This is a genomic window from Allokutzneria oryzae, assembly GCF_042429765.1.
Classification (GTDB): domain Bacteria; phylum Actinomycetota; class Actinomycetes; order Mycobacteriales; family Pseudonocardiaceae; genus Allokutzneria; species Allokutzneria oryzae.
In genome coordinates this window covers 158,088-183,712 of sequence record NZ_JBHLZU010000003.1, presented here as the reverse complement: position 1 = coordinate 183,712, position 25,625 = coordinate 158,088, and the positions used below count along the sequence as shown (strand labels likewise).

Sequence of the window (25,625 nt, the reverse complement as noted above, 5' to 3'; positions counted from 1 at the left end):
CTCATCCGTACCGGCGCAGCTCGTGGAAGAAGTCGTCGACGACGCACAGCTCGCCCGAGCGGACCACCTCGTCGTGGACGAACTTGCCCACGGCGAGGTCGAGCACGCCGAGCCCGAAGGGCGAGAACACCAGCGGCCGGTCCGTCGGCAGGAACACCCGCCCGGCGATCACGTCCTCCAGCGTGCCGGTGAGGAAGTCCCGGTTGCCCGTGAGCTGCTCGGCCAGGTGCGGCGAGGTGTCGGCCTTCAGGCAGTGCTCGACGTCGTCGACGATGTTGGTGGAGCCCAGCACGACCTCCGGTGCGAGGTCGCGCAGCGACACGTGCAGCACCAACGGGTTGTGGTCGAACCACGACAGGTCGTTGACGTGCGGCTCGCCCGCGACGGTGGCGAAGACCACCAGGTCGCTGGAGCGGATCAGCCGCTCGGGGCTGTCGTGCACGGTGACCCGGTGCCCGCCGACGCCCGTCCGCTCCAGGTAGCCGCGGAAGCCCGCCGCGTTGTCGGCGGACAGGTCGTGCACGCCGATCTCGTCGAAGGACCAGCCGGTGCCCGCCAGGAAGGTGTGGAGGTAGCGGGCGATCAGCCCCACCCCGAAGAACCCGACGCGGGTGGGGCGGCGCCTGCCCCTGGTGAGCCGGTCGGCCGCCAGCGCGGCGAACGCGGCCGTCCTGGTGGCGCTGATGATCGAGCTCTCCAGGCAGGCGAACGGGTAGCCGGTCTCGTGGTCGTTGAGGATCAGCACGGCCGAGGCCCTGGGAATGCCCGCCGCCACGTTGCCCGGGAAGCTGGAGATCCACTTCAGCCCGTCCACCCGCACCTGCCCGCCGAGCGAGGCGGGCAGCGCGATGATCCGGGACGACGGCCGGTCGGGGAAGCGCAGGAAGTACGACGGCGGGTTCACCGAGTCACCGGCGCCGTGCAGCCGGTACGCCGACTCGACCAGCTCCATGACCTGGCGCTCGCGCCCCAGCAGCGCGCGCTGGACCTGCGCGCCGGAGATCACCGCGAACGGGGGGACTGCCGCGGGCTCCGGCGTCGCCGGTGCCGTGGAACGGAGAGTGCTCACCCGGCGGCCACCTCGACACTCGGCGCGCAGTCGGCGAGGCGCACCGCGTCGCCCATCGCCACGAGCACCTCGCGCGGTCCCTCGAAGGGCTCCCTGCTGTGCGCGGTGCGGATGTTGTCGACGATCATCAGATCGCCGGGCCGCCACGGCTCGCGCACGGTGTTGGCCGCGTAGACCTCGTTGAGCAGCAGCACGACGTCCTCGCTGATCGGGTCGCCGTTGCCGTAACAGGTGTTGAACGGCAACGCGTCGGCGCCGTAGACGTCCACCAGGTACTCCCGCACCTCGGGCTCGATCGTCCACTCGTTGAGGAACGCGATCTGGTTGAACCAGCAGCGCTGACCGGTGACCGGGTGGTTCACCACGGCGCTGCGGCGCTGCCGGGTGCGAAGGCTCCCGTCTGGCTGCCAGGCGAACTCGATCGCGTTGGCGCGGCAGTAGTCCTCAACGGCGCCGCGGTCCCCGGTGCCGAACGCCTCGGCGAAGGACATCCCGATGTCGTCGTTGTAGTTGCGGGTGAGCAGCCAGCCCTCCCGTTCGAACCGCTCGACCAGCGCGGTGGGCAGCGAGTCGAGCACGGTCGGCGAGTCGGCCAGCGCGGTCGCCCCGCCCGTCTCGGGCGTGCTCAGGCACGCGAACAGCATCAGGCCCGGGAACTCAAGGGTGTAGCTCAGCTCGTGGTGCATGCACATCTGCTGGTTCGACGGCCACGTCGATGACGAGTACACGCCCTCGGAGTAGCTCCGCCGGGACGCGAACGCCTCCCTCTCGGTCATCAGGGCGGTGGTCAGCCGCTGGAAGACGGCGGCGACCTCGGCGGGCTCGCGCAGCCCGAGGCCGCGGACCACGACCGAACCGTGCTCGGCGACGACGCCGCGCAACGCGTCCCGGTGGTCGGCGGCCCAGCCCGGCGCGTCACCCGCGTCCTCGGCCCGGAGCAACGGGGGTGAGCCGGGTCGCAGTTCCACGTCGAGCTGCGACACCGGGGATAAGGACGACATCGGGATTTCCTTTCTGCTCAAGGAGTCTGCTCAAGAAGCCCGTTCGAGGAGTCCACTCAGGACGGAGCAGGCGATGCGGCCGCGCACAGCACGGCGCGCGCCGCATCGGTCGGACGGGTGCGCGGGAAGTCGTGGCCGCCGCCAGCGAGCTCGTGCAGGTCCACGTGCTCGGCCAGCAGTCGCCAGTCGAGGTGCCGCTCCGGGAACTCTGCCGTGCTCGGGTCGTCGCGGGCGACGACCACGGTGACCGGCGCGGACAACCGCTCCGTTGGCGGGTTGTCCAGGACGTCGGCGAAGTAGCGGTGCGCGGACAGGCAGTCGTGCCGGTGGGCGGCACCGATGAACTCGGAGCGCTGCGCCTCCAGGTCGGTGATGGCCGCGCGCCGCTCGGAAGCGGCACCGAGCAGTTGCGCGCCAAGGAACATCCGCCGGACCCGGACACCGCGCAGCTGGAGCTGCCGCGCCGTCTCCACGGCGAACGCGGTGCCCGACGAGTGGCCCCACAACAGGATCCCGGTCAGGCCGAGGCGGGTGATCTCGCCGACGACCTGCTCGACCACCCGGGCCAGCGGCGCGAACGGCTCGCTGTCGGCGGCCACGTCGTGACCGGGCAGCTCGACGGCGTAGACGGCCAGCCCGCTGTCCCGCAGCGCCCCTGCCATCGGCCGGAAGTTCACCGCGTTGCCGCCCGCGTGCGGAAAGCACACCAGGGCATCGCCGCAGGATCCCGGCTCCGACAGCGGTTGCAGCAGCCCGGAACCGCGCGCGGACCTGCCATCCACCACGTCGGCGAGATCCGCGAGGACCGGATGTCCTGTGATGTCCTTGAGGGACACCGCACGGTCCAGGGTGATCGCCAGCTTCACCGCCGACAGCGACGTGCCGCCCCGGTCGAAGAAGTGATCCCGCCTGCTGACCTGGTCCTCGGGGATGCCGAGCACCTTCGCCCACGCGGCCGCCAGCCGTCGCTCGGTCGGCGAGCCCGGCGCGTGGTAGTCCGCCCCGGCGATGTCGAGGTCAGCGGCGAGCGCCGTCAGCACCTTCCGGTCGATCTTGCTGTTGCCGGTCAGCGGCAGGCTCTCCCGCCAGTAGAAGGCGGACGGGACCATGTACTCGGGCAGCGACCCGCCCAGCCGCTCCCGCAGGTCACCGGCGTCCAGGGCCCGGGGGCCCGCGTAGAAGGCGATCAGGTGCCTGCCCCGCCCGGCCCGCTCGGCGACCACCACCGCGCCGTCGCGGACTCCTGGCACCCGCAGCAGGGTGTTCTCGATCTCGCCGATCTCGATCCGGAAGCCGCGGATCTTGACCTGGGTGTCGCGGCGACCGAGGAACTCCAGCTTGCCCGTGGGCAGCCAGCGGCCGAAGTCGCCGCCCCGGTAGAGCCGCTGGCCCTCGCGGTGCGGGTCGGTCGTGAAGGCCGCCTCGGTGCGCTCGGGGTCGTTGACGTACCCGCGGCCGACGCAGATCCCGGAGAAGACGATCGCCCCAGGGGCGCCGAGCGGGACCGGCGACAGGTGCTCGTCGACGACGTAGACCCGCACGTTGCCGACCGGGGGGCCGAGCGGGACCCGGTCGGAGTCCGGCACCCGGTCCATGACCTCGTGGTTGGTGTCGTCCGAGGTCTCGGTCAGCCCGTAGGCGTTGACCAGCTTGATCCGCGGCGCCGCCGCGAACCAGCGCTGTGCCAGCTCCTTCTTCAGCGCCTCACCGGTGACCGAGACGCACCGGAGGTCGGGCAGCTCACGAGGGTGTTGCTCCACATAGGACAGCACGACTTCGAGGTAGGACGGCACAACCTGGAGCACGGTGACCCGACCGCTGGTGATCTTGTCGACGAACCGCTCGACGTCCAGGACCACCTCCTGCTCGACCAGCAGGGTCCGCCCACCGACCAGGAGCGCGGACACCAGCTGCCACAAGGAGATGTCGAAGCACTGCGGAGCGGTCTGCGCGACCACCTGCCCCTCGCCGATCCCCAGGTCGTCGATCTTGGCGTAGAGGTGGTTGAGCATCCCCAGGTGCTCGCACATCGCACCCTTGGGCTCGCCGGTGGAACCGGAGGTGAAGTAGATGTAGGCGAGCTGGTCCGGCGCGACCTCCACACCGAGGTCGCTGACGGGGTGGTCCTCCGCGTAGGCGGTGTCGACGAACAGCGTCCGGACCCCTGGCAGCACGTCGAGCGCCTCGGAGAGCGCGCCGGTGCTGCCGGGCTCGGTGACCACGAGCTCGCACCCGGCGCGGGAGAGCGTGGTGGCGATGCGCTCGGCCGGGAAGTGCGGCTCGATCGGCAGGTAGACGCCACCTGCCTTGAAGACCGCGATGACGGCGGCCATCCAGTCCAGGTTGCGCTCGGTCACCACCGCGACGACACCTTCCCGGGGCAGCCCGCGCGTCAGCATGGCCCGTGCCAACCGGTTCGCCCGGACGTTGAGCTCGTGATAGGTCCACCGCCGGTCGCCGTGCACGGCCGCGACAGCGCCCGGGTGCGCCCGCACCCGCTGCTCGAACAGCTCGTGGAACCGGAGATCCGGCAGCTCTCGGTGCGGTCCGGCGAGCCCTTCGAGCTGGAAGCGCAGCTCGTCCGGGGAGAGCAGGCTCTGCCGCCCGTGCTCGGCGTCCGGATCGGCTGCGATCAGCGAGAGCGCGGTGAGGTGGTACCCGGCGATCCTGCCCGCGCAGTCCGCGTCGAGCGCGTCGGTCCGGTACCGCAGCCGCAGCACGAGCTGTCCGTCGTGGTCGGTGATCTCCACCCGCAGCACCGTGCTCGCGGCGAGGTCACCGGTGGTGGTGGCCGGAGCGAACACGGTCTCGAACGCCGGTTCCGTGAGCCCCAGCTCGCTCATGAGGTCATCGACCGGGAAGTCCTTGTGCGACAGCAGTTCCGCCTCGACCCGGTGGACGTCCACCAGCAACGCGCGCCACGAGCCGGGCTCGGTGCTCAGCCGGCAGGGCAACGCCGGGCCGCCCTCCACGGCGGCATAGCCGGTCGTGACCTCGTGCTCGCCGCACAGTGCCGCGAGCGTCTTGGCGTGTGCGGCCAGCAGCACCGTGCGCAGTGGCACCGCCAGCTCGGTCGCCAGCCGCCGCAACCGCGCGACGAGGTCGTCGGGGATCGGCGCTTCGTGCTCGGCGACGCCGGTCACCGGATCGAGAGTCCACCGCGGGACCGCGGTGAACCCACCGGCGGCCAGCACGCCGCGCCAGTACTCCCGGCCGGCCTCCGCTGGCATTCCCATGGGGTTCTCCTCCACATCACATGTCACGAAGATGTCGCTGTCACGAAGATGTCGCTGTCACGAGGGCGCGGTGAACGGCGAACGCGGCCGAAGTCCACAAAGGACGGACGAGTCGGCGGCAGGCGCTCGTCGTCAGGCGCGTGACGTGCTCGGCTCAAGCCGTTCGGCGCGGATCTCCCTGGCCGGGTTGCCGCTCCACCGCGCGCCGCGGGGCACCTCCTCGCCCTTCATGAGGAAGGCGTCCGCGCCGAGCACGGCGCCGTCGCCCATCGTCACGCCGTAGTGGACGAAGGAACCGACTCCGAGAGTGCAGCCCGCGCCGATCGTGCTGCGGTCGGACTTGAACGCGCCGTCCTCCTGCGAGTGGCACTGGATGACCGTGCCCGCGTTGAGGGTGCAGTCGTCCCCGATGCTGACGAGCGTCCGCTCCGTCAGGTAGCAGCCGTCGTCGAAGACCCTGCGGCCGATCCGCACACCCAACATCCGCCAGAGCACGTTCTTGAACGGAGTGCCGTTCAGGGCCTGGAGGTAGGTCTCCGCGGGCACCTTCCAGTAGCGCTCACGCCGCCAGAATCGGAGGTCGTAGATCGAGCAGTACAGCGGTGTCAAAGCGTGCGATGCCGTCACGGTCCGTTCGAGCAGCGCGAAATAGCCGACGCTGAACCCCAGGGCGAGGACATTGAGCAGTGCGATCGCGGACGCGCCGAACGAGGGGTAGAGCTCACCGGTGCCCCAGGCGAGCAGGACGAGCCCGAAGAAGTAGATCCACCGCGACAGCAGGCACAGCACCATCGTGATCACGTTGTGCCGGTTCTTGGCGGCGAGGACGCGGCGGAACTCCTCCCCGTTCTTCAGGTGGTCGAACTTGCTGTCGCGCTCGACCGACCGAGGGATCTCGAAGCTGGGCGACCCCAGGAGCCCGACGCCCTCCCGGACCTCGCCGTCGATGGGGACCATGACCTTCGTCGCGAGGAGGCAGTTGTCGCCGGTCCGGCCCTGGGAGGGGTAGGCGATCCGGTTCCCGAGGAAGCTCCGCGAGCCGATCGAGGTCCGAGCCACCCGGAAGGACGTGCTGGAGAAGTCGGCATTCATGATCGACAATCCGTCGGCGACCATCGTCCCGCTGCCGACGGAGCTCAGGAACGGGGTCTCCTGCTTCACCTCGGTGCCGAAGTTCGACCCCGTCTGCCGCACCCGAGAAAGGTCGTACCCGAGGGCGCGGAGATAGTGGACGATATAAGAACTGTCGCCAAAAAGGCGCGTCAAGAACCTTATGTTCGTCAAGCGCGTGATCGTCCGGTGAACCGAATAGTGAAATCCGTAAAGGCAATAAACCTTGCCGGGAGTGATGGCGAGGTTGAGCACGCGAGGAACGGCGGTCACCAATAGCAGACCGATGAGCACGGCACCGAAGAGCAGCACCGCGGAGGTCGCCAGGGCGTCACGGTAGAACGCCCAGCTCGCGAAGGCCGGAGAGCTGGACGTCAGCAGGCCGCCGAGCTCCGGGAACTCCGTCAGCAGCATGCGCACGCCGCCGACCGAGAGCGGCAGGTACAGGACCAGGGCGCTCAGCAGCTGCATGACGGCGTAGACCGCCCTGCGCGCGGTGCCGCACGCGGCGGGCGGAACCACCAGGAAGTCCACATCGCAGCGCTGGGCAGGAGACCCGTGCCAGCGCTCTCCGTCGGGCACCGCCTGCCCGGTGTGCAGCGACGACGCGTGGCCGAGCTGCGCCCCGTCACCCATCGAGGTCCCGATGTCGATCACCGTCGCCTCGCTGACGAAGACGTTCTTCCCGAGGGTGACCGGGCCCGTCTCGATCACCCCGGCCTGGGCCCGGTAACAGGAGAAGGAGGAGTCCTTCCTGATGACCGTGCCGTCGCCGACGGTGAGCAGATCGGGGCACGCGGGTGCTCCCTTGGACAGGATCACGACGCCGCGCCCGATCTTCGCGCCGAGCGCGCGCAGGTAGAGGCCGTAGATCGGCGTTCCGGCGAACAGGACGACCGGGTTCGTCCGGACCAGCGTCCGCACTGCCCAGAAGCGGACGTACGCCAGGCTCCACACCGGGAACCGCTGCGCCTTCCACCTGCCGACGAGCACCCACTTCACCACGATCGGGAAGGCGCACACGCCGAGGAACGCGGCGCCGCCGAACCCGACCGACCGCAGGTAGACCTCGGCCAACCCGGAACCGTCGGAGATCCACTGGTAGCCACCGGTGCCGACGAACGCGACGAGGTGGGCGTACCCGAGGAACAGCAGGAACTGCAGCGCTCCGCACAGGACGTACCGCGCCGTGCTCGCAGGGACCACCACCTCGGCAGGCGCCGGGGTCCGCGTCTCGGCTGGCGTGGGCTCGTCGGTCGCGAACGTCGCCGCCAGGCTCCTGATCGTCGGGTGCCGGTAGATGTCCTTCATCGACACCGACGGCAGGTCGCCGCGCTTCCTGACCCGCGCGCAGAAGTGGGCCATCACCAGCGAGTTGGCGCCCAGGTCGTCGAAGAAGTGGCCGTCGACCGGTACCCGCTCGACGCCGACGACCTCGGCCAGCACCTCCGCGAGGGTCCGCTCGGTGCCGGTCGACGACCCGGCGCACCCGTCCGGGACGGGTGAGGACGCGACCACGCCGGTCGCCAAGCCCTCGGCGGGCTTTCCCAGCATATGAGCTCCCTGAATCAGAAGTTGGCAATTCCTGAAATGTTCGGAGAAGTGCGCCACGGCGCGCGCGCAACCGTGTGAGAAAACGGCCGCGAAGTCGCTGGGGTCAGGTACATCGGCGACAGGTTACAGGCGTTCGCAAGCGAAGGCATACTCGAAAATCGGCCAATGAACCCGCGCTGTATCGAAAATGAACCGAGAATGCCTACGGTACTGTATAAAAACCTGTAAGCATTCTTCGCCGGAATGCTCTCCGGTGTCGGAACGCCGGATGTCCGGGTTCGACGACCGGCCCGGCCTCGCTGTCCACAGTGGACGCCGATCGCCCTGGTGGCGGGCACCCCTGGTGTCCGGTTTGTCCCCGACGAGACAGAAAAGTGTGCGGTTCTGGTGGACTCTGTTGCTGGCGTGTTAGTAATCGAGCGACTTTGTGGGATACCTCGCACCCTTGTCCTGGTCAGGAAGGGAAGCAATGCCACGGCCACCCCTGCGCTCGCTCGCCGCTGTCCTGCTGCTGCTCCTCGCCGCCCTCGTCCCGCCGTCGGGGCTCGCCCCGGCCAGCGCCGCCGGAACCGCCGCACCGGTGCACGGCCTGAAGGGCGAGTACTTCCGGATGTCGGCCCCGGGAGCCCGTGACTTCGCCCAGCTCGGCGGAGTCGTGCTCGACCCGAACATCGACTTCCCCGGTCTGGCGACGACGTTCGAGACGATGACCGGGCGGGCCGAGCACACCACCGCTCGCTGGAGCGGGCGGATCACCGCCCCGGAGACCGGCGACTACACGTTCTCGCTGATCGGGGACAACGGGTTCCGGCTCTTCGTCGACGGCCGGGCGGTGATCGACCACTGGGTGGGGGACTGGGACGTCGAGCAGACCAGCGAGCCCGTGCGGCTGGTGGCCGGCGAGCCGCACGACGTGCGGCTGGAGCTGTTCCAGGACACGGGCGGATCCAACGTGTTCCTGCGCTGGTCCAGCGCCACGATCAGCAAGCGGATCGTGCCGGAGTCGGCGTTCACGCCGCCCGCCGGCTTCGAGGTCTACCCCGTGGAGCTCACGGTCGCCGAGAACGGGCTCCGGCTCGTCGCGGACTTCGAGGACACCGTCACCGACCTCGGGCAGGCGGCGAAGCACCTCGCCGTCGAGGTCGACACCACCCCGATGCCCGTCGCCTCCGTCGCCGTGGCCGCCGACGACCGGTCCCGTGTCGTGGTCAACCTGGCCAAGCCCGTCCAGCGCGACCAGCGGGTGCGCTTCGCCTACGACGGCTCCGGCGGGCTCGCTGTCGGTGGCGCCGCCGTGCCCCGGATCGGGCGCACCGCGGTCAACAAGTCCACCCACCGCCTGCTGACGCCGTGGGGCGAGAAGCTCGACCGCGAGCACCCGTTGCCCGAGTACCCGCGCCCGCAGCAGGTGCGCAAGCAGTGGCTCAACCTCAACGGCCCCTGGGAGTTCGCCGCCGCCACCGCGGGCGAGCGGCCCGTGTTCGGCAAGACCCTCGGCGAGCGGATCGTGGTGCCGTTCCCGGTGGAGTCCCAGCTCTCCGGGCTGGAACGCCACGAGGACCACATGTTCTACCGCAAGCTCGTCACCGTGCCCGCCGACTGGCGCGTCGGTTCGGGGCAGCGGCTGAAGCTGAACTTCGGGGCGGTCGACCACCACGCGCGGGTGTGGGTCAACGGCAAGCAGGTCGCCGAGCACACCGGCGGCTACACCGCCTTCACCGCCGACATCACCGACGCGGTGCGCGGGACCGGTCTGCAGGAGATCATCGTCGCCGTCACCGACACCACCGGGCCGGACCAGCCCGTCGGCAAGCAGTCGGCCACCCCCGGCGGCATCGTCTACACCGCGTCCTCCGGCATCTGGCAGACCGTGTGGCTGGAGCCCGTGCCCGATGTGGCCATCGACGACGTGGTGACGACGCCGAACGTCGCGGCGGGCACGCTGACCGTCCAGGTCCGCTCGGCGTCGGCCTCGCCGTCCGCGCGCGTGACCGCGACGGCCCGGGATGCCAAGGGGCACAAGGTCGGCACGGTGACCGGTGCGGCCAACACCCCGTTGACGCTGAGGATTCCCCGCCCGCACCTGTGGAGCCCGGACGACCCGTACCTCTACGACCTGGACGTCACCCTCACGCAGGGCCGCGCCAGCGACAGCGTCGGCAGCTACTTCGGCATGCGCTCCATCTCCGTCGAGAACGTCGGCGGCTTCCGGAAGCTCGTGCTCAACGGCAAGCCGGTGTTCTCCCTCGCCATGCTGGACCAGGGTTTCTGGCCGGACGGGCTGCACACCGCGCCCAGCGACGAGGCGCTGCGGTGGGACCTGAAGGCCCAGAAGGACCTCGGCTTCAACGCGGTGCGCAAACACATCAAGGTCGAACCGGCGCGCTGGTACCACCACGCGGACAAGCTGGGGCTGTTGGTGTGGCAGGACTTCGTGTCCGCGAACATCACCGGGGTGCCGGGGCAGCAGGCGTTCCTCACGGAGGGGCGCAGGGCGATGGAGCAGCTGCACGACTCACCGGCGGTCATCGGGTGGGTCGTGTTCAACGAGGGCTGGGGCGAATGGGACCGCGCGGAGACCGGCCGCATCGCCGAGTCCGTCAAGGCGGCCGACCCCAGCCGCGTCGTGAACGCGCACAGCGGCGTGAACTGCTGCGCCTCCAAGGGCGACTCCGGCAAGGCCGACGTGCTCGACCACCACGACTACCTCAACCAGGAGCCGCCGTACCCCGACGCGAAGCGCGTCGCCATGGACGGTGAGCACGGCGGTTTCACGCTGCGCACCCCCGGGCACATGTGGCCGGGCGCTCCGGCGGCGATCTACAGCGGTGTGAAGGACAAGGCGGCGCTGACCGCGAAGTACGTGGAGAACACCAGGACCCACTACCTGGAGGCCGCGGGCGCGGAGCTCTCCGGCTCGGTCTACACCCAGATCACCGACCTGGAGAACGAGCTCAACGGGCTGTGGACCTACGACCGGCGGGAGATCAAGGTCGATCCCGGACCGGTGCGCGAGATCAACCGGAAGGTCGTCGACGCCGGAGCGCGCGCCGCGGAGGACGCCGTGTTCCCCGGCAAGGGGGACTGGGCGCTGGACGAGGGCAGGGGAACCGTTGCCCGCGACCGCAGCGCCGGAAGGAGTGACCTGACGCTGCGCGGCGACACCCGCTGGGTGCAGGGCGCGCGCGGCTCGGCGCTGGCCTTCGACGGAGACGGCGACTTCGCGGAGACGGCGGCACCGGTGCTCGACACGACCCGCGACTACACCGTCGCGGCGTGGGTGACGCTGGACAAGCTGCCCGGAAACTACGCCACCGCCGTCAGCCAGGACGGTCGGCGCACCGAAAGCCCGTTCTACCTCCAGTACGGGCAGGGCGCGTTCGCGTTCAGCACGCCAGGCGGGAAACGGGCCACCCTGTCGGTCACGCCGGAGCTGAACCGCTGGTACCACCTCGTCGGGGTCCGGGACCACGCCAGCGGCGAGGTGCGGCTGTACGTCGACGGCAAGCGCGTCGCCACGGCGCAGGCCGGCCCCGACGTGGTGAGCACCGGCCCGTTGTCGGTCGGGCGCGGCAAGTACGCGGGACAGCGGACCGACTTCTGGTCCGGTGCAGTTGACGGGGTGCGCGCCGTCGACCGGGCGTTGACCGACCGCGAGGTGAGCGACCTGCACGCGGCCGAGCGGCGGTGACAGGTCAGGCGCGCTCGTCCCGCGTGATCGTGGTCTCGACCTTGTTCGGGTAGAACGCCACGTGCCCGGCGATCTCCTCCACCGCGGCGTAGGGCTGCTCGTAGCTCCACACGGAGTCGATCAGCCCTTCGCCGCCGGTGATCGTGTAGTACGAGGCGTCGCCCTTGAACGGGCAGTAGGTCGTGGTGTCGGTGCGCGTCAGCTGCGACTGGTCGACGTCGTCGATCGGGATGTAGCGCACCGCCGGGTAGGTCGACTCCTGCAACACCAGCGCCCTCGTCGTGTCGGCGACAACGCGGTCGCCCACGCGCACCACGACGTGATCGGAGGACGGCGTCACGGTGATCGGGTGGTCGGGGCCTGGAACCTTGGCTTCGCGTGCCATGAACGGGTCGTCCTTCGGTCGACGTGGCGTGTGGACGGTTCAACCCACGTCCGAGGTCGGTCATTCCCCGGCGGCTGCCTGGCTCGGTGACCGCATCGGTGCATACCGCTGCTCAGGCCTTGTGACGGTCGTCCAGGGGGCACGCGACGACCAGGGGTTCGGGCGATGGCGCGACGCCGAGGAACGGCTAAGGCTGCAGAAACGGCAGCCCACCCCTGCGCCGCTCGTCGGCTGGCGTGGTCAGAGGCTTCGCGTTTTGTAGGCTTAATGTCCGAGAGAGCGCTCTCATTTCGCATTATGCCTACAAAACGCGAAAAGTGGGGGTGGCGGGGGCTCGTCGGGACAGCGGACCAGCCCCGCGATTCCAGACGAGTGGCCGTACTGGTGGGAGCCCCGGCCGTGGTAGGGGCAGTTCGCGTTGCGCGGCAAGGGGTTCCGGGTGGGTGTGCGCTCCGTGGAGGAGTGGCGTTCATGGCGGGGTTCCGGAACTTTCGCCGGAAGGAGGTTTTTCCGCCGTCCTCGCTGGAGCATTGTCGTAGTCGAGCCGCCGCACCCTGCACGACCGACTCGGGAGGTCCAACCATGCGGGACGCGAGCAGGAGCCGACGACGGCCCAGGAGACTGTCGTTGGCCATGCGTGCCCTTGCCGGCGCCGCCGCTCTGACCGTGCTTCTTCCCGGAGCCGCGTTCGCGGAACCGCCGCGCGCTCTGCCCGGCGGCGCCTCGGCGGACGAGCTCAGGTGGCAGCCGGCCTTCGACTACGACGGTGACGGCTGTTATCCCACTCCCGCGATCGGGCCGGACGGGACGCTCAACCCCGGGCTGAAACCGACCGGCGCTCTCAACGGGAACTGCCGCGACGCCTCCGATCTCGACAACACCAACACGTACTCGCGCGCCAAGTGCAACAACGGGTGGTGCGCGTACATGTACGACCTCTACTTCGAGAAGGACCAGGCCATTCCGCTGATCGAGAGCGGCCACCGGCACGACATCGAGCACGTGGTGGTGTGGGTGCGGAACAACAGCGCCCAGTACGTCTCGACATCCGCGCACGGGAACTACCAGACCCGGCCGTCCTCCCAGGTCGCGTGGGAGGGGTCGCACGCGAAGATCGTCTACCACAAGGACGGGATCTCCACGCACGCGTTCCGCCACGCCAGCGCCACCGAGCCGCCGGAGAACCACAAGGGAGCGTGGCAGTACCCGCCGCTGGTCGGCTGGGACCACTACCCGCCTGGCATCCGTGACCGGCTGGTCCAGGCCGACTTCGGCAGCGCCGGGTTCGGGCTGAAGGACAGCGCGTTCGGCGGGCAGCTGGAGAGGGCCAAGCCCTCCGGGATCCCGTTCGACCCGCACGGCTGAGGTTGCCGCGTCGGGCGCCCGGCCCTGGCAAGCGGGGCGTCCGACGCGAAAATGCTGCGGTCGGTATAGCGGTAGTGACCTACAGTGACACCGTGGGGCCGGCGGGGGAGCCGGTGGAGCACGGGGGGGCTGGGGGATGACGTCATGCCGGGCGCTTGCCGCGCGGCTCCGGGGAATCGCGACGAGCTTGCCGATCGAGCACCTCGTGCGTGCCGCGTCGCACGCGGAAGCGGCGGCGGCTCAGCTCCGCCACACCCAGGGGCGGCACGCGACCGCGCTCGCCGCGAGCGCGACGGACCTGGAAGCCGCGGCGGGGATCGCGACCACTGCGGCCGCCCAGCTGCGCCAGGCCGCCGAGTGGATGGACCGGTACTGCACCGACATCCTCGGAGTCGCCGCGCCCGGGCGCCCGCCGGACATCGGGCGCGAGCCCCCGGACCCGCTGCCCGCCTTCCTGGACGAGCACCTCTTCCGCGGCCACTCCCGGTACACCAGCGTGACCGGCTACCACCACCGGCGCGGCGGCCTGGACCGCGGCCGCATGAGGATCAGCGAACGCGACCCGGCCGATAGCCGCGGTGTCTACTGGGCGGTGGTGACAGGACCTACGACGACCGGGCGGTCGGCGCGGAAGCGGAGCGGGTCCACGTTCTTCCCCGACACCTGGTCCGAGGACGAGGTCCGGCACGCGGTGCGCGCCGCGTTCACCGCGCGACGCCGAATCCTCGACGACGATGGTGATGTGGTCCCGGGCAAGTGGGAGGGCGAGCACCGAGGCATCGTCATCCAGGGCTACCTGGTGCGGGGGACCGACTTCGACGCGGCGACCCTGGACGACATCGGCAGCCTCTACCCGCTACCCCTCACCCTGCCTCGACGAGCTGGAGACACATCACCATGACCGCACCCGACATCCAGGTCGTGCACCACGAGCAGCGCGGCGTCCGGGTCATCGTGCCCAAGGACCTCAAGCCGCTCGACCAACTGGTGCACGACGACCTCGCGTACTCGCCGACGTTCCTGGCCATGATGCTCACCGCGGCCGAGGACACCGGGCTCGACGAGTGGGGGATGGGCGGGAACAACTGCTCGGTCGACATCTCCGGGGACCGGGTCGCCGTCGTCAACGAGGGCAGCGGCCAGGCGACCGAGCTCGACCGCGCGGTCTTCGCCGACGTCCTTCGCCGCGTCGCTGGCATGCTCGGTGTGGCCGTCCCCCCTCCCGGCGGGACGGCCGACCACTGACGGGAGCGCGGCCGTGCCGAGAATCCTGGTGGCATCACTGCCCTTCGCCGGGCACGTCGGCGCGATGACCGCCGTCGCGGGCGAGCTGGTCCGGCGCGGTCACGAGGTGGTGGCCCACACCGGCGCCAAGTACGCGCCGCGCTTCACCACCGCCGGCGCGAAGTGGCTGGCCTGGTCCCAGGCGACCGACTTCGACGACGCCGACCTGGCGGCCACCTTCCCGGAGGTCGGGGACGGCAAAGGGGTGCGCGGTGGCAAGGCCAACACCGAGCTCGTGCTGTTCGGCACCGGCGCTGGCCAGGCCGAGGACATCCTCGCTGAGGCGCGGCGGGAGCCGTTCGACCTGATCGTGGGCGACCACCTGGCCTTCGGCGCGGCGCTGGCGGGCGAGGTGCTCGGGATGCCGTGGGCATCAGTCGCGGTGACCCCGTTGTCGCTGACCAGCCGGGACCTGCCTCCCGCGGGGATGCCCGTCCTGCCCGCGACCGGCCCGGTGGGCCGGGCGCGGGACGCCGTGCTGCGCGGTCTCGCCAAGGCCGCGTACCGGCGATTCGCCGACCCGATGCACAACCGCATGCGGTCGGCGATGGGGCTAGGACCCGCACCGGCGGGCAGTGGCCTTGACAGCCTGTACTCGCCGCATCTCGTTCTGGCCCAAGGAGTTCCCGGCCTGGAGTACCACCGTGGCGACCTGCCGTCGCACTTCCGCTTCGTCGGACGGCTGGCCGCCGCTGCCGCCACCGGCACCGAGCTCCCGCCCTGGTGGCCCGAGCTCGCAGCCGCCCGGGCCGAGGGGCGACCCGTCGTCCACGTGACGCAGGGGACGTTGGACGTAGACCCGAACGACCTGCTGAAGCCCGCGATCTCGGGACTCGCGGACCGGCGGGTGCTCGTCGTCTGCACCACCGGTGGTGCCCCGCCGTCCGCTCTGGGTGCCTTGCCGGACAACGTCCGGGCGGCCTCGTTCCTGCCGCACGACCTGCTGCTGCCCCTGGTCGACGTCATGGTCACCAACGGCGGGTGGGGCGGCGTGCTCGCGGCGGTGCGAGCCGGGGTTCCGCTGGTGGTGGCGGGCGCGTCATTGGACAAACCCGAGGTGGCTCGGCGGGTCGCCTGGTCGGGGACCGGCGTCGACCTGGGCACCGGCCGACCGGGCGCGAGCAAGGTCAGCCGTGCCGTGCTCCAGGTGGTGAGCCAGCCGAGGTTCCGGCAGCGAGCACAGGAGCTGTCGGTGTCGTTGACCGCTGCGGGCGGAGCGGACGCGGCGGGCGGTTTGCTGGAAGGACTGCTCGCCGCGCGGAGGTGAGCGGTGTCAGCCGGACGTCACCTCGGTGAGGGCCTGGTCGAGGATCTGGAGTCCTTCCGACAGCTCCTGCTCGGTGCTCGTCAGCGGTGGCGCGATGCGGAACACTCCGCCCATTCCCGGCAGCTGGACGATGTTCATGTGCAGGCCGAGCTCGAAGCAGCGGCGGGTGACCTGGCGGCCGAGCTCGTCGGAGCCTTGTTTGGTCTCGCGGTCCACCACGAGCTCAAGGCCCTGGAACAGGCCGCGCCCTCGGACGTCGCCGACGATGTCGTGCTTGGCGTGCAACGCTTCCAGGCCCGCTCGCAGGTGGGCGCCGGATGTGGCGGCACGGTTGGCCATGTCGTCGCGTTCGAGGACGTCGAGCACGGTGTTGCCCACGGCGGCGACGAGCGGGTCGGAGACGTGCGTGGTGAAGAACAGGTAACCGCGCTCGTGTGCCTGCTCTTCGAGCTCCGCGCTGGTGATCACCGCGGCGAGGGGAAGGCCCGCTCCGAGGGTCTTCGACAGGGTCAGGATGTCCGGGACGACGCCTTCCCGCTCGAAGGCGTACCAGGTGCCGGTCCGGCACAGTCCGGTCTGGGCCTCGTCGGCGATCAGCAGCATGCCGCGCTCGCGGCACTTCGCCTGGAGCGCCGTCAGGTAGCCCGCGGGCGGGTCGATGAGCCCTCCCGAGCTGAGGATCGGCTCGACGATGCACGCGGCGAGGCTGCCGACCGACTGGGCGTCGACGAGGTCGAAGGCGAAGTCCAGCTGCCGCCGCCAGTCGAGCTGCCCGTCGGGGGTGCGGAAGTCGGGGCGGTAGGGGTTCGGGGTCGGGATCGCGATGTTGCCCGGCACGGGCGGCCCGTAGCCCCGCCGCCCGGCGCTGTAGGTGGCGTTCACCGCCGCCTGGGTCATGCCGTGCCAGGAGCGGCTGAAGGAGACGATCTCGAACTTGCCGGTCACCAGCTTGGCGAGGCGGATCGCGGCCTCGTTGGCCTCCGCGCCCGTGGTCAGCAGCAGCGTCTTGCGCAGCGGGTCGGGCAGCGTCGCGGCCAGGCGCCGAGAGAGGTCTACGACCGGGCGGGAGAGCATGCCGCTGTAGAGGTGGTCGAGCGTGGCAACACCGTGGCGCACGGTGGCCACGATCTCCGGGTGCGAGTGGCCGAGGATCGCGCTCATCTGCCCGGAGGTGAAGTCCAGGATCGGCCGCCCGGCCTCGGTGAAGACGTAGCTCCCCCGGGCACTGTCGATGATCTCGGGGACGAAGTCCCCGCCGTAGCGGAGCACGTGGTTGTCGACGTCGGACCAGAACCGTGCGGAGTTCGACATGCCGGTCACGCTAGGTCGGTCCGACCATGCGGGTCCATCGATGATTTATGCTCAGGCTGTTCGGACTCCTCGAACAGTCGCGGCGATGGGAGCCCGTGTGCTCAGCCCCTGGCGGCTTCGGCTGCTCGTCCAGCTGGAGAGCCTCGGCACCATCCGCGCGGTGGCCGAGGCGCTCGCGATGAGCCCGTCCTCGGTGTCCCAGCAACTGTCCGTCCTGCAACAGGAAGCGCGCGCGACGCTGCTGGAGCACCACGGCAGACGGGTCACCCTGACACCGGCGGGTGTGCGGCTCGCGGCGCACGCGCGGGAGATCCTGCGGTCCATCGAGGTGGCCGAGGCGGACCTGGCCGAGCGCCGCACCGAACCGGTGGGCGAGGTCCGGGTCGCCGCCTTCTCCAGCGCGGTGCGCGCCTTCGTCCTGCCCACCGCGGCGGCACTGCGGCGGTCCCATCCCCGGCTGCGGATCACGGTCACCGAGCTCGAACCGCACGACAGCCTGCGGGAGCTGCGTCGCGGGGATGTGGACCTCGCGGTGCTCTACGACTTCGGCGACGGGTCGATACCGGTCGACGACCAGGTCCGCCGCGTGCGGCTCGGCGGTGACCCCGTTGTTCTTGTTCTGCCCCAAGGGCATCCGAGCGCGTCGGCGGACACGGTCGAGCTCGCCGCGATGGCGGGGGAGCGGTGGGTGATGGACCGGCCCAGCTGCCACCTGTCCGACCTCGTCACCCGCCTGTGCAGGCAAGCCGGGTTCGAGCCGGAGATCGCGGGCCACTACGGCAGCTACCCGTTGCTGCTGGACCACGTCGAGCTGGGGCTGGCCGTGGCGGCGCTTCCGGCGCTCGCCGTCCGCGGGCGCGACGACGTGGTCGTTCGTGACCTCGTCCCGACGGTCACCAGAACCATCTTCGCCGCCTTGCCAGCAGGTCCGACGCCGCTGTCAGCGGTCCGGGTGGTGCTCGACGAGCTTCGCGCCCGCGGCCGCGCGCTTCAGGGCACCCGATAGCTGATCCGCACCTTGAGCGGCGGCGCGTCCGGGGTGCCGCAGCGGTGCTCCACGGTTCCGGTGTCCCCGTAGGCACCGGCGAAGGTCCGGATCCGCTTGTCGTGGAACAGAAACTCGTCATCGGCGTCGAGCGCCCGCGAGGGTGATCGTGGTCGCGACTAGGACAGCGGACATCCTTCGCGTGGAGCCGAATTGTCCGAAGTGGGCGCGCACCAGTGATTCGATGTGTCGTCGGGGTTCCAGCGTGATCCAGGACTACGGAGGCTTGCGTGCGGCGTGTTCTCGGATTCTGTCTCGTCCTGTTGCTGATGTCCTTGCTGGGCAACGACGGCGCCGTGGCCGGGGCGTCACGGGGCGGGCAGCTCAAGACTGCCTCCGGCTTCTCGGCCGCGCTCGGAGAGGACGTGCGCTACACCGTGTACCTGCCGTCCGGCTACGACCGGGACACGGCCCGGCGCTACCCGGTGCTGTACCTGCTGCACGGGCGGGGCGACACGATGACGGCGTGGACTCGGGTCAAACCGGAGCTGGACCGGATGATCGCCGCCGGGGAGATCCCGCCCGTGCTCGCGGTCATGCCGGACGCGCCGTGGAGCGGTCGCGGCAGCTACTACGTCGACTCCGCCTACACCGGAACGGATCGCGGGCGCCCGGTGGAGACCGCGCTCACCCGCGACCTCGTGTCTCATGTGGACAGTTCGTTGCGGACGATCCCACAGCGGAGCGCGCGGGTGGTCGGTGGCTACTCGATGGGCGGCGCGGGTGCGCTCAGATACGCGCTGGCACACCAGGATCTGTTCGAGCACGGGTTGGTGCTCTCCCCTGCGGTCTACACACCACTGCCCCCTGCGGACTCCTCGACGCGCGAGTTCGGCGCGTACGGTGTGGGTGAGCGGCTCTTCGACGATGCGGTCTACCAACGGCTGAACTACCCGGCCCTGCTGAGCCGGCTGCGCGGGGAGCTGCCCACCCGGCTCTACATCGCGGTCGGCGACGACGAGTGGGCCAACCCCGACCCCGCGGACGCGCGGCACGACCTGGACTTCGAGTCCGCGGCGCTGTACAACGCGGCACGCCGGGCGCCCGGTGTCTCGGCGCAGCTTCGGATCACCGACGGCGGCCACGACTGGACGGTGTGGACTCCCGCGTTCGTCAACGGGCTCAGGCACTTCGCCCCGACGTTGGCGGTCGCGGCGGGTCAGTCGCGGTAGCTCCGCCGCCCTCGGAGTTCACTCCGCCGCGCCGGATGATCTGCGCTGCGGGAACACCCGGATGAGCCGATACTGCCGTGTGTGAGCACTTCCCGTGACGACAGCGCCGCAGACGCCCCTCCGCTGGACCCGGCGGTGACCGCCGGCCCCACGCCTCCGGCTGAGCCGCCCGCCCCGGCCGTGTCGCGGAGACCGCGGCCGACTCGGATCAGCGGCACCTGGGTCGCGGTGGTCGTGGCGATCGTGGTGCTGGCCTTCCTGCTGGTGTTCATCCTGCAGAACCTGACGGACGTGACGATCCACTTCCTGGGTGGCGCGTTCACGTGGCCGTTGGGGGTCTCGCTGCTGTTCGCCGCGCTCGCCGGTGCCTTGTTGGTGGCGTTGGTGGGTGCGGCCCGGATCCTGCAGTTGCGTCGTCAGGCCAAACGCGCGTCGCACTGATCCCGCATTCGCCGCCCGGAGTGCCCGAGTACCTGGTCACGGCGAACTCGGCCACGGAGGCGCGCACGATCGACGTGGTGGTGTTCCGGCTGGACTTCCCGGCCGCGGGCCCCGGTCCGGACGCCCGCGTCATCGTGCCCACGCTGGCGATCACCGTGCAGCGCACCGAACTGCGGCTGCCGGTGGCACCGGCCTGCTCGCCGCGGGCGGCGGCGTCCCGCAGACACAGGCGAGCTTCGTGTCCAGGGTGCCGGGCAGTCCCGAGTGGACGGTCATGGGCACCGGCACCGCCGGGCCGCACCGGGTGTTCGCCGACCTCTCCCGCCTGCCGAGCGCCCGGATCGAGCTGCGCGTGGTGGTCCGGGACGCGGCGGGCAGGCTCGGCGCGGACGGTGAGTTCACCACGCTGCCGCGATAGCCGGTCGCGTCATCAATGGCGGGACTCGCATTCCTCGCGGGCCCGCCTTGCGTGAGGACCAAGTGGCGGCCCGGTGGTTGCTCCCATGAAGTGATCATTTTGGCATTCGTGATGAACCGGACCAGGTGGGCATTTCCGGCGGTGTGACTCGGGCAATGCCGTGGCTACCTTGACGTCGTCATGATCGACAACTCGATGTGAAGGGAAGACGTCAATGGCGATTTCGGTGAACCTGAACAGTCAGCTCGACAAGGCCTACGAGCGGTTGTCGCTGGCCGAGATCCTCGCCGCGCCGGTGAGCGCGGTGGCCGGGATCACCCCGGCCGACGCCGAGAAGCTCAACGCCGCCTTCGGGATCAAGACGGTGCGCGACCTCGGGTCGAACAAGTTCATCAAGCTCGCTGTGGCACTCGTGGAGCTGGACCAGATGGCGACCCGGTGAGCTCCCGTGCGAGCCGATAACGACGTGCCTCGGCCACCTGCTCGGCGTCAGGCGCCGAGCAGGTGGCCGCGTTCGGTTCCAGGGCGACCGCCCCGGTCCGCGTGACCCTCAGGCTTTGCGGACCACGATCTCGATCAGGTTGTTGTCGTGCATGGGCGTCGTGTGCGTGCCGGAGCCGTACGTGTCGGGTCGCGTGACCGGATCGCCGTTCGGCTTGGTGCCACGGAAGTGCAAGGTGGCCTTGTAGCCGCTGCTGACCGTGATCTTCTTCGAGGTCTTGTTCGCGAGGTCGTGGCTGCCCTTCGCGTAGCAGCCCGACCAGTCGCTGTTGTGCCACTGCAACTTCGCGCCGGCGCACGCCGCCTGGGCGACGGAGGGTGCTGACGTCGTCACGAGCGCGGCGATGGCACCGATGAGGAGGCTGTTTCTCAAACGCATTGTGTGATGCTTACCTGTTCTGCGGAGACGTGCACATCGTGCTGAGCGGAATGTGCGGTTGCGCGGGATTCTACGAGCAGTTCCTGATGCCCGAGATGCCGTCGACGCTCAGGATCCTGCTGTCGAAGGTCTTGTCGCCCTTCTTCTTCGCCTTCACCGCGAGCATGCAGGAGGTGTTCGGTCCGGGCTCGCTGGGGTTGTCGAACTTGTAGGTGACCCTGATGCGGACCTGCTTGTCGCAGTGGTTGTTGTAGTAGAGGTTGGAGTACTTCTGGCCGAAGGCCCTGGTCTTGTCGGTGACCTTGTAGTTCACGCAGCCGAGCACGGTTCCGGTGTGCCCGGACTCCGCCGCGGTGCCGGTGGCTGGCAGGAGGAGGCCGGTCGCGCAGGCGAGCGACGCCGCGGCGGCCAGAACGAACTTGCGCATGGGAGATCCACTTCTGCGAAGGTGACGCACAAAAGAGGGAAATCTGTTCGTATTTTCCCGGGAGTTCCCGACTTTACCACCGTCGCCGGGAATGTCCCGCGAGCTTTCGGCGCTGGCCGACTGTTGTCACCCTGGTGCTTGGGAAATCCAAGGAAAACGTTCGGTCGCGGTAGCCCTCGTCTCACCCGCGCTGCCCTGCGTGCGGGCTGGCGTGGTCGGGTTTTGCGCGTTTTGTCACCTTGTTGCGGGATGGAGTGCTCTCATCTCGCGCTAAGTGCATGTCTTGTTTGGATCTCGGCGCGGTCCTCTAGTGCGATCTTCGGGAGCGGATGAGTTGTTGCGGCGGTTGGTGCCCGATGGGCTGTGGGCGGTGGTCACGGCGATGGTGTTTGTGGTGACCAGTGAGTGCCCGCCGTCGTTAGGGGTGGCGCACCGGTGGTTCACCACCTCGACCTGGGGCGGGGTGCGGGCGAAGCCGCATCTCTGCCCGGATGACCTCGGTTCCCAGGGGTTGATCGGCTGGTCGCGGGCGGTGCTGGAGGCGGCGTCCGTGCGGGCGACAGGGGGATCGCTGATCCGGTCCCGACCCGACCGGGGCACGCCCTTTCCTGCCCCGCCCCAATGGTCGAGGTGTCCGCAGCCCCCTCAACCGCCACCTCGCACCGGGAACCATGGCCACCGCAATCTCCCGCCGTACACCCTGGCCAGTTCCACGAGCCTCCCCGACTGAGGCACCCCTACGCGCCTGCCCGGCTTCGGCGATAGTGTCACGTTCGCCGACAGCGAAAGAATCAGCACACCATTTCACCCCATAGAGTCATGATCACTATTTTTGGCGAGATAGAATAGGAATATGACCCCCGACGAGACCCTCGATTCCATCGAGGACGCCTACCGTGCGGTGAATCGCGCGCACGCGGTCCTGGCTCGCTGTCTCGCCGAATTGGTGGTCAGCACGGATTTCGCGGAGTACCCGTATCTCGGGGATGAGGTCGGGGCGTTGTTGGCGATTTCCTCGCGCAAGGCCAGCACGCTGATCAACCACGCCGAGAACCTCGCCTCCCGCCCCGCCGTCCTCGCCGCCTTGGAGGAGGGTCGGATCGACCAGGGCAAGGCGTTGCTGATCGTGGACCAGCTGGAGTCGTTGACCGCTGTGGTGGCGGAGATCGTGGAAGCGGTGCTGATCGAGTACGCCCGCACCCACCACTACAGCCGGATCCGGCAGCACGCCCAACGCCTGATCGCCAAGATCGACCCGGAAGCAGCCGCGCGGCGGCACGAGGAGAAGAAGCGGACCCGGCGGGTGGAGAAGCTCAATCTCGATGACGCGATGTGTGCGTTGCGGTTCCAGTTCACCGCCCTCCAGGGAGCCCTGGTGTGGGACCGGATCGACCGCATCGCCCGAGGTCTGGACGATGAGCGCACCATGGACCAGCGCCGCGCCGATGTCGCCTTCGACCTGTTGATGGGTAAGGAGACTGGTGCGCCGCAGGGTGAGGTGAAGGTCCTGGTCACCCTTCCCGCCACGACGTTGATGGGGATGGACCAGGAGCCCGGGATGCTCGCGGGCTATGGGCCGATTCCCGCAGGCGTGGCCCGGGACATCGCAGCGGGTGGCACGTGGAAGCGGATCCTCACCGACCCCGTCACCGGGGTGGCGGTGGATGTGGGGCGCACGAACTACCGTCCGTCAGCGGCTCTCGCGGACCTGGTGCGGGCGCGGGATGTGACGTGTGTGGCGATCGGGTGTCGGCAACCGGCGCACCGGTGCGATCTGGATCATTGCGAACCCTTCGATGGCACGAACACGGTCGCGGATGATCTCGGGGCGAAGTGCCGGCGGCATCATGTGATGAAGCATCACACGCGGTGGAAACGAACCCAGCTCCCGGGCGGTATCCATATCTGGACCACACCGATGGGACGCACTTATGTCCGAGAGCCGGAACCGATAGCGGATCCCGCTCCACCGTTTTAAAACCCGACCCCGGCTAGCCCGCCACCATTAAAGGTGAGCGGGCTAGCGGTAGTGGATGCCCAAGGAAATCCGCGCCCGAGTCCGGAAGAATTGTCCGGGGGCAACCCGGCGGAGTCGGGGCGGCAGCACTGCCCTCAACGCCACCCCGGCCGTAAACGTCACCACAGCCTCAACGCCACCGTCACCACGGCCATTCGCGGGCTTATGGACGCTTCCGCGCCCCCACGAACGTCCATAAGTGGGCGTTTGGCCCCGGGAGTTCTGTCTTGTTCGGATTCAGGTGGCGTGCCAGGTCGGGGTCGATTCCCGGTGACGCGGCGGCGGAGCATGGGCCAGCCGAGGGTGCGCTCGGCCGCCCAACGCCTTGGCACTGCTGCGAATCCTCGGATGCCGGGGTCGAGGTGGCCAGCACTGCGAGCAGCGGGCCCAGGGTGTCGACGACGGCCCACGATCTTCTTCGCGGGGTCGGCGCCCTGGGTGGTGCGGGTCGACCCGCCGACGGGCTGCGTGCGAGTTCCACCGGGACACCGCCGCTCGGTGGGAGGCCGTTCAGGTGGCTTCTCCGTCGAACCCGCTCCGGCGGTTGCCCGGGGGGACAACGGGTACAGCGCCAGCGATGAGCGACACCGTTGCGAGGGAGCTGAGCGATGTGCCGACTGTTCGGGTTGTCCGCGGCACCGCATCGGGTGCGCGCCACGTTCTGGTTGCTGGAGGCGCCTGACAGCCTCGCCGAACAGAGCCGCCGCGAACCGGACGGGACCGGGCTGGGGGTGTTCTCGGAGAACGACGCACCACGGGTGTTCAAGGAGCCGTTGCCCGCCTATCGGGACAGGCAGTTCTCCTACGAGGCCAGGGAACTGGAGTCCGCCACGTTCGTCGCGCACATTCGCTACGCCTCGACTGGCGGGCTCGACGTGCCCAATACCCATCCCTTCGAGCAACACGGAAGGCTGTTCGCGCACAACGGGGTCGTCGAGAACCTTCCGGCTCTGGATGCCGAGCTCGGCGCCTACCGTGACCTCGTCGGTGGCGACACGGACTCCGAACGGCTCTTCGCGTTGATCACCAAGTACGCCGACATCCGAGATGGCGACGTCAACTCCGCGATCGAGGCCGCAGTCCGGTGGATGGCTGCCGAACTGCCGGTCTACGCGCTCAACTTCGTGCTGATCAGTCCGACCGAGATGTGGGCGTTGCGCTATCCGGACGTGCACTCGCTCTTCGTGCTGGAGCGCCGTGCTGGTGGGCCGCTCGGGTCACGGCACCTTGAGCACGCCAGCGCGGCGGGCCGCATCCGCGTCCGTTCCGGTGCCTTGTCGGGGCAGCCGGCGGTCGTGGTGGCCAGCGAACGCATGGACGACGATCCCGGCTGGCAGGCGTTGTGCCCCGGGGAACTGCTGCACGTCGACGACCGGCTCAACGCGACCCGCCGGGTCGTCATCGACCACGCGCCACGTCACCCGCTGGCGCTGGAGCAGCTCGGCGCCCATGCGGTCGCCTCGCAGGCAGGCTCCTGACCCGCGGTTCCAGGGGATCTCAGCATCCCGGTTCGCGCCGAGAGCCCGGCGGAACCCGTGCGGCGCGCTCCCATCGTGTCCTGCCAGCCGAGGACGGGGTCACCGGTGGCCCGGCGGATCCGGCCCAGAGGGCAGCGCTGCCCTCCTCCAGCGGCGCGTCCAGTGCGACCAAGAGGTTCATGTCGAGGCCGAGGTGTCAGGAGCCGTGCTTGTCGGTCAGCGGTTCGCTGCGCCAGGCCCACGACGTGCGGCGCGGGTGGCCGGGCAGGTCACCGCGGCCGGTGGCCCAGAGCAGAGTGGGCCAGGGCGGCGTTGTCGTTGGCGCTTCGGGGAAAAGCCGACCGAGTGCGCGGGTGCACAGGCCACCGGGCGGGTCCCACGGGAGGCCGAGCCCTTCGGCGAGGTCGTGGGTGTGCACCAGGGTTTCCACGATGCCCATCGCGGCGAAGCCTTCGGGGTCCGACACGCCGTTGC

At 69.7% G+C, this 25,625-nt stretch carries 20 protein-coding genes and 1 pseudogene; 13 read left to right on the top strand and 8 right to left on the bottom strand.

Annotation, left to right across the window (positions count from 1 at the left end):
- Position 1 precedes the first annotated feature (1 nt).
- The 4 genes from sbnB to ACFFQA_RS04560 form a co-directional block, all read right to left on the bottom strand.
- Complete coding sequence (gene sbnB / locus ACFFQA_RS04575) at positions 2-1,069, bottom strand: 2,3-diaminopropionate biosynthesis protein SbnB (protein ID WP_377850335.1); 1,068 nt, start codon at positions 1,067-1,069, stop codon at positions 2-4.
- Positions 1,066-2,070 carry a TauD/TfdA family dioxygenase gene (locus ACFFQA_RS04570; RefSeq protein WP_377850334.1) on the bottom strand — a complete coding sequence of 335 codons (1,005 nt, stop codon included), beginning with the start codon at positions 2,068-2,070 and terminating at the stop codon, positions 1,066-1,068. Before ACFFQA_RS04570 ends, sbnB begins: the two co-directional genes overlap by 4 nt.
- Positions 2,071-2,126: 56 nt before the next feature.
- Positions 2,127-5,306 carry a non-ribosomal peptide synthetase gene (locus ACFFQA_RS04565; protein WP_377850333.1) on the bottom strand — a complete coding sequence of 1,060 codons (3,180 nt, stop codon included), beginning with the start codon at positions 5,304-5,306 and terminating at the stop codon, positions 2,127-2,129.
- Positions 5,307-5,438: 132 nt separating this feature from the next.
- A complete protein-coding gene (locus ACFFQA_RS04560; RefSeq protein ID WP_377850332.1) occupies positions 5,439-7,970 on the bottom strand; it encodes a Pls/PosA family non-ribosomal peptide synthetase in 2,532 nt (843 codons plus the stop codon).
- A 469-nt stretch (positions 7,971-8,439) separates the two neighbouring features.
- On the opposite strand from ACFFQA_RS04560, the gene ACFFQA_RS04555 reads away from it, so the two are divergent.
- On the top strand, positions 8,440-11,661 hold the full coding sequence (locus ACFFQA_RS04555; RefSeq protein WP_377850331.1) for a LamG-like jellyroll fold domain-containing protein: 3,222 nt from the start codon (positions 8,440-8,442) through the stop codon (positions 11,659-11,661).
- Positions 11,662-11,665: 4 nt separating this feature from the next.
- On the opposite strand, the gene ACFFQA_RS04550 is transcribed toward ACFFQA_RS04555, so the two are convergent.
- Positions 11,666-12,046, bottom strand: a complete 381-nt coding sequence (locus ACFFQA_RS04550; RefSeq protein ID WP_377850330.1) for a DUF427 domain-containing protein — start codon at positions 12,044-12,046, stop codon at positions 11,666-11,668.
- A 633-nt stretch (positions 12,047-12,679) separates the two neighbouring features.
- On the opposite strand from ACFFQA_RS04550, the gene ACFFQA_RS04545 reads away from it, so the two are divergent.
- The 4 genes from ACFFQA_RS04545 to ACFFQA_RS04530 all read left to right on the top strand — a co-directional run bounded on the left by ACFFQA_RS04545 (position 12,680) and on the right by ACFFQA_RS04530 (position 15,962).
- Positions 12,680-13,411 (top strand): NPP1 family protein, encoded by a 732-nt coding sequence (locus ACFFQA_RS04545; RefSeq protein ID WP_377850329.1) that lies wholly within the window; start codon positions 12,680-12,682, stop codon positions 13,409-13,411.
- Between the two features lie 136 nt (positions 13,412-13,547).
- Positions 13,548-14,312 (top strand): EndoU domain-containing protein, encoded by a 765-nt coding sequence (locus ACFFQA_RS04540; RefSeq protein WP_377850328.1) that lies wholly within the window; start codon positions 13,548-13,550, stop codon positions 14,310-14,312.
- On the top strand, positions 14,309-14,656 hold the full coding sequence (locus ACFFQA_RS04535) for a hypothetical protein (RefSeq protein ID WP_377850327.1): 348 nt from the start codon (positions 14,309-14,311) through the stop codon (positions 14,654-14,656). The genes ACFFQA_RS04540 and ACFFQA_RS04535 overlap by 4 nt, the downstream gene beginning before the upstream one ends.
- 13 nt (positions 14,657-14,669) lie before the next feature.
- On the top strand, positions 14,670-15,962 hold the full coding sequence (locus tag ACFFQA_RS04530; protein ID WP_377850326.1) for a glycosyltransferase: 1,293 nt from the start codon (positions 14,670-14,672) through the stop codon (positions 15,960-15,962).
- A 6-nt stretch (positions 15,963-15,968) separates the two neighbouring features.
- Here ACFFQA_RS04530 and ACFFQA_RS04525 read toward each other — a convergent pair whose 3' ends face one another.
- Positions 15,969-17,273, bottom strand: coding sequence for an aspartate aminotransferase family protein (locus ACFFQA_RS04525; protein WP_377850325.1), 1,305 nt, complete (start codon positions 17,271-17,273; stop codon positions 15,969-15,971).
- Positions 17,274-17,358: 85 nt separating this feature from the next.
- Here ACFFQA_RS04525 and ACFFQA_RS04520 point away from each other — a divergent pair, with 85 nt between their 5' ends.
- The 5 genes from ACFFQA_RS04520 (at position 17,359) to ACFFQA_RS04500 (ending at position 20,791) form a co-directional block, all read left to right on the top strand.
- Positions 17,359-18,279: a LysR substrate-binding domain-containing protein gene (locus ACFFQA_RS04520; protein ID WP_377850324.1), complete on the top strand. Its 921-nt coding sequence runs from the start codon at positions 17,359-17,361 to the stop codon at positions 18,277-18,279.
- A 269-nt stretch (positions 18,280-18,548) separates the two neighbouring features.
- The gene (locus ACFFQA_RS04515; RefSeq protein WP_377850323.1) at positions 18,549-19,490 is read left to right on the top strand and encodes an alpha/beta hydrolase; all 942 of its coding nucleotides are present in this window, start codon (positions 18,549-18,551) and stop codon (positions 19,488-19,490) included.
- An 81-nt stretch (positions 19,491-19,571) separates the two neighbouring features.
- On the top strand, positions 19,572-19,931 hold the full coding sequence (locus ACFFQA_RS04510) for a lipopolysaccharide assembly protein LapA domain-containing protein (RefSeq protein ID WP_377850322.1): 360 nt from the start codon (positions 19,572-19,574) through the stop codon (positions 19,929-19,931).
- A 238-nt stretch (positions 19,932-20,169) separates the two neighbouring features.
- Positions 20,170-20,349 carry a hypothetical protein gene (locus ACFFQA_RS04505; protein ID WP_377850321.1) on the top strand — a complete coding sequence of 60 codons (180 nt, stop codon included), beginning with the start codon at positions 20,170-20,172 and terminating at the stop codon, positions 20,347-20,349.
- Between the two features lie 214 nt (positions 20,350-20,563).
- Complete coding sequence (locus ACFFQA_RS04500; protein ID WP_377850320.1) at positions 20,564-20,791, top strand: hypothetical protein; 228 nt, start codon at positions 20,564-20,566, stop codon at positions 20,789-20,791.
- Positions 20,792-20,899: 108 nt separating this feature from the next.
- Here the strand turns inward: ACFFQA_RS04500 and ACFFQA_RS04495 are convergent, their stop codons facing one another.
- Together ACFFQA_RS04495 and ACFFQA_RS04490 are read right to left on the bottom strand one after the other, a co-directional pair.
- Positions 20,900-21,229, bottom strand: coding sequence for a hypothetical protein (locus ACFFQA_RS04495; protein ID WP_377850319.1), 330 nt, complete (start codon positions 21,227-21,229; stop codon positions 20,900-20,902).
- 70 nt (positions 21,230-21,299) lie between these two features.
- Positions 21,300-21,656, bottom strand: a complete 357-nt coding sequence (locus ACFFQA_RS04490) for a hypothetical protein (protein WP_377850318.1) — start codon at positions 21,654-21,656, stop codon at positions 21,300-21,302.
- 382 nt (positions 21,657-22,038) lie between these two features.
- Here ACFFQA_RS04490 and ACFFQA_RS04485 point away from each other — a divergent pair.
- From ACFFQA_RS04485 to ACFFQA_RS04475, 3 genes and pseudogenes are all read left to right on the top strand, one after another.
- Positions 22,039-22,260 (top strand): annotated as a pseudogene (locus tag ACFFQA_RS04485) (IS5/IS1182 family transposase); the annotation flags it as partial.
- 249 nt (positions 22,261-22,509) lie between these two features.
- Positions 22,510-23,634 (top strand): HNH endonuclease signature motif containing protein, encoded by a 1,125-nt coding sequence (locus ACFFQA_RS04480; protein WP_377850317.1) that lies wholly within the window; start codon positions 22,510-22,512, stop codon positions 23,632-23,634.
- 647 nt (positions 23,635-24,281) lie between these two features.
- A complete protein-coding gene (locus ACFFQA_RS04475; protein ID WP_377850316.1) occupies positions 24,282-25,151 on the top strand; it encodes a class II glutamine amidotransferase in 870 nt (289 codons plus the stop codon).
- The last annotated feature ends 474 nt before the right edge of the window (positions 25,152-25,625 follow it).

Excerpts from the sequence above, each read along its gene's own strand:
- ACFFQA_RS04520 (WP_377850324.1), top strand. The coding sequence starts at position 17,359 with ATGGGAGCCCGTGTGCTCAGCCCCTGGCGGCTTCGGCTGCTCGTCCAG.
- ACFFQA_RS04480 (WP_377850317.1), top strand. The coding sequence starts at position 22,510 with ATGACCCCCGACGAGACCCTCGATTCCATCGAGGACGCCTACCGTGCG.
- ACFFQA_RS04535 (WP_377850327.1), top strand. The coding sequence starts at position 14,309 with ATGACCGCACCCGACATCCAGGTCGTGCACCACGAGCAGCGCGGCGTC.
- ACFFQA_RS04570 (WP_377850334.1), bottom strand. The coding sequence starts at position 2,070 with ATGTCGTCCTTATCCCCGGTGTCGCAGCTCGACGTGGAACTGCGACCC.
- ACFFQA_RS04565 (WP_377850333.1), bottom strand. The coding sequence starts at position 5,306 with ATGGGAATGCCAGCGGAGGCCGGCCGGGAGTACTGGCGCGGCGTGCTG.
- ACFFQA_RS04495 (WP_377850319.1), bottom strand. The coding sequence starts at position 21,229 with ATGCGTTTGAGAAACAGCCTCCTCATCGGTGCCATCGCCGCGCTCGTG.
- ACFFQA_RS04500 (WP_377850320.1), top strand. The coding sequence starts at position 20,564 with ATGGCGATTTCGGTGAACCTGAACAGTCAGCTCGACAAGGCCTACGAG.
- ACFFQA_RS04525 (WP_377850325.1), bottom strand. The coding sequence starts at position 17,273 with ATGTCGAACTCCGCACGGTTCTGGTCCGACGTCGACAACCACGTGCTC.
- ACFFQA_RS04560 (WP_377850332.1), bottom strand. The coding sequence starts at position 7,970 with ATGCTGGGAAAGCCCGCCGAGGGCTTGGCGACCGGCGTGGTCGCGTCC.
- ACFFQA_RS04555 (WP_377850331.1), top strand. The coding sequence starts at position 8,440 with ATGCCACGGCCACCCCTGCGCTCGCTCGCCGCTGTCCTGCTGCTGCTC.
- ACFFQA_RS04540 (WP_377850328.1), top strand. The coding sequence starts at position 13,548 with ATGACGTCATGCCGGGCGCTTGCCGCGCGGCTCCGGGGAATCGCGACG.
- ACFFQA_RS04490 (WP_377850318.1), bottom strand. The coding sequence starts at position 21,656 with ATGCGCAAGTTCGTTCTGGCCGCCGCGGCGTCGCTCGCCTGCGCGACC.
- ACFFQA_RS04550 (WP_377850330.1), bottom strand. The coding sequence starts at position 12,046 with ATGGCACGCGAAGCCAAGGTTCCAGGCCCCGACCACCCGATCACCGTG.
- ACFFQA_RS04545 (WP_377850329.1), top strand. The coding sequence starts at position 12,680 with ATGCGTGCCCTTGCCGGCGCCGCCGCTCTGACCGTGCTTCTTCCCGGA.
- ACFFQA_RS04475 (WP_377850316.1), top strand. The coding sequence starts at position 24,282 with ATGTGCCGACTGTTCGGGTTGTCCGCGGCACCGCATCGGGTGCGCGCC.